Here is a 3368-nt window from a genome sequence, read left to right on the forward strand (position 1 = left end):
ATCTCCCACACTACCATCGGCGATGGCGCTTTTCACTTCTGAGTTCGGGATGGGATCAGGTGGTTCAACGCCTCTATGATCGTCAAGCAAACCGGTGTGCGTTTCGTTATGAGTGATCGGATGTGGATCAATCTCACAACACGCAAAGTCGTTGCTTGCTGTCTTTAACATTTAGCTTTTGAAATAGCGACAACCAAGTATCAAACCGTTGGTTTATATTCTTTGTATCGTAAATTTTATGTAGTCAGCTTAAAACCACTTTGGTGTTATATGGTCAAGCCTCACGAGCAATTAGTATTGGTTAGCTCAACGCCTCACAACGCTTACACACCCAACCTATCAACGTCCTAGTCTCGAACGGCTCTTTAGGGTACTTATAGTACCAGTGAGATCTTATCTTGAGGGAGGCTTCCCGCTTAGATGCTTTCAGCGGTTATCCCTTCCGAACGTAGCTACCCGGCAATGCCACTGGCGTGACAACCGGAACACCAGAGGTTCGTCCACTCCGGTCCTCTCGTACTAGGAGCAGCTCCTCTCAAATCTCAAACGTCCACGGCAGATAGGGACCGAACTGTCTCACGACGTTCTAAACCCAGCTCGCGTACCACTTTAAATGGCGAACAGCCATACCCTTGGGACCGGCTTCAGCCCCAGGATGTGATGAGCCGACATCGAGGTGCCAAACACCGCCGTCGATGTGAACTCTTGGGCGGTATCAGCCTGTTATCCCCGGAGTACCTTTTATCCGTTGAGCGATGGCCCTTCCATACAGAACCACCGGATCACTAAGACCTACTTTCGTACCTGCTCGACGTGTCTGTCTCGCAGTTAAGCGCGCTTTTGCCTTTACACTCTATGCATGATTTCCGACCATGCTGAGCGCACCTTCGTGCTCCTCCGTTACTCTTTGGGAGGAGACCGCCCCAGTCAAACTACCCACCACACAGTGTCCTCGATCCGGATAACGGATCTGAGTTAGAACCTCAAACATACCAGGGTGGTATTTCAAGATTGGCTCCATGCAAACTAGCGTCTGCACTTCAAAGCCTCCCACCTATCCTACACAAGTAGGTTCAAAGTTCACTGTGAAGCTATAGTAAAGGTTCACGGGGTCTTTCCGTCTAGCCGCGGATACACAGCATCTTCACTGCGATTTCAATTTCACTGAGTCTCGGGTGGAGACAGTGTGGCCATCGTTACGCCATTCGTGCAGGTCGGAACTTACCCGACAAGGAATTTCGCTACCTTAGGACCGTTATAGTTACGGCCGCCGTTTACTTGGGCTTCGATCAAGAGCTTCGCTTACGCTAACCCCATCAATTAACCTTCAAGCACCGGGCAGGCGTCACACCCTATACGTCCACTTTCGTGTTTGCAGAGTGCTGTGTTTTTAATAAACAGTCGCAGCCACCTGGTATCTTCGACCGATCAAAGCTTACGGAGCAAGTCCTTCACCTTAACCGGCGCACCTTCTCCCGAAGTTACGGTGCCATTTTGCCTAGTTCCTTCACCCGAGTTCTCTCAAGCGCCTTGGTATTCTCTACCTGACCACCTGTGTCGGTTTGGGGTACGGTCAATGTATATCTGAAGCTTAGAAGTTTTTCCTGGAAGCATGGCATCAACCACTTCACCCAAAAGAGGGTTCGTCGTCAGTTCTCGGCCTTGAGTACCCGGATTTGCCTAAGTACTCAGCCTACTACCTTAAACACGGACAACCATCGCCGTGCTGGCCTAGCCTTCTCCGTCTCTCCATCGCAATATACATCGGTACGGGAATATTAACCCGTTTCCCATCGACTACGCATTTCTGCCTCGCCTTAGGGGCCGACTCACCCTGCCCTGATTAGCATGGGACAGGAACCCTTGGTCTTCCGGCGAGGGGGTTTTTCACCCCCTTTATCGTTACTCATGTCAACATTCGCACTTCTGATACCTCCAGCCTGCTTCTCAGCTTGACCTTCAACGGCTTACAGAACGCTCCTCTACCATACTTAGTAAACTAAGTATCCGTAGCTTCGGTGTACAGTTTGAGCCCCGTTATATCTTCCGCGCAGGCCGACTCGACTAGTGAGCTATTACGCTTTCTTTAAAGGATGGCTGCTTCTAAGCCAACCTCCTAGCTGTCTAAGCCTTCCCACATCGTTTCCCACTTAACTGTAACTTTGGGACCTTAGCTGACGGTCTGGGTTGTTTCCCTTTCCACGACGGACGTTAGCACCCGCCGTGTGTCTCCCGCGCTCATACTCATTGGTATTCGGAGTTTGCATGGGGTTGGTAAGTCGGGATGACCCCCTAGCCCAAACAGTGCTCTACCCCCAATGGCAATACGCGAGGCGCTACCTAAATAGCTTTCGAGGAGAACCAGCTATCTCCGAGCTTGATTAGCCTTTCACTCCAATCCACAAGTCATCCCCGGACTTTTCAACGTACGTGGGTTCGGTCCTCCAGTTAGTGTTACCCAACCTTCAACCTGCTCATGGATAGATCGCCCGGTTTCGGGTCTAATGCTAGAAACTGAACGCCCTATTAAGACTCGGTTTCCCTACGCCTCCCCTAAACGGTTAAGCTTGCTACTAACATTAAGTCGTTGACCCATTATACAAAAGGTACGCAGTCACCGAACGAAGTCGGCTCCCACTGCTTGTACGTACACGGTTTCAGGTTCTATTTCACTCCCCTCACTGGGGTTCTTTTCGCCTTTCCCTCACGGTACTGGTTCACTATCGGTCAGTCAGGAGTATTTAGCCTTGGAGGATGGTCCCCCCATATTCAAACAGGATATCACGTGTCCCGTCTTACTCGATTTCATTGAAAAGGCGTTTTCGTATACGGGGCTATCACCCACTATGGCGGCACTTTCCAGAGCCTTCTACTAACACCAATTCAACTTAAGGGCTAATCCCCGTTCGCTCGCCGCTACTAAGGGAATCTCGGTTGATTTCTTTTCCTCCGGGTACTTAGATGTTTCAGTTCCCCGGGTTCGCCTCGCATGGCTATGTATTCACCATACGATACCCGCAAGCGGGTGGGTTTCCCCATTCGGACATGTTCGGATCAAAGCTTGTTTATCAACTCCCCGAACCTTTTCGCAGATTACCACGTCCTTCATCGCCTCTGACTGCCAAGGCATCCACCGTGCACGCTTGGTCACTTGACCATATAACCCAAAATAGTTTTTTAATTAAAGTTGCCTTTAATCGCTACTCTGAACTACATACCAACGCTGCTTTTGTCTCAGCACTGGATTTTACGATCATAGAATCTCTCTTGGGTTAGAAGAGGATCCCACCGGTTTGACGCTTGATTATCGTCTATTTCAAAAGTCTAAATTGTTAAAGAGCAAGTTTAGTGCAAAGCACTAAGTCAGA

Annotated in this window: 2 rRNA genes; both read right to left on the minus strand. The window is 49.8% G+C overall.

What is annotated here, in order from left to right:
- Positions 1-87 (minus strand): 5S ribosomal RNA (gene rrf, locus DN730_RS18980); the annotation flags it as partial.
- 183 nt (positions 88-270) lie between these two features.
- Positions 271-3157 (minus strand): 23S ribosomal RNA (locus DN730_RS18985).
- Positions 3158-3368 lie beyond the last annotated feature (211 nt).

Source organism: Marinomonas piezotolerans (assembly GCF_003362755.1).
GTDB classification, from domain to species: domain Bacteria; phylum Pseudomonadota; class Gammaproteobacteria; order Pseudomonadales; family Marinomonadaceae; genus Marinomonas; species Marinomonas piezotolerans.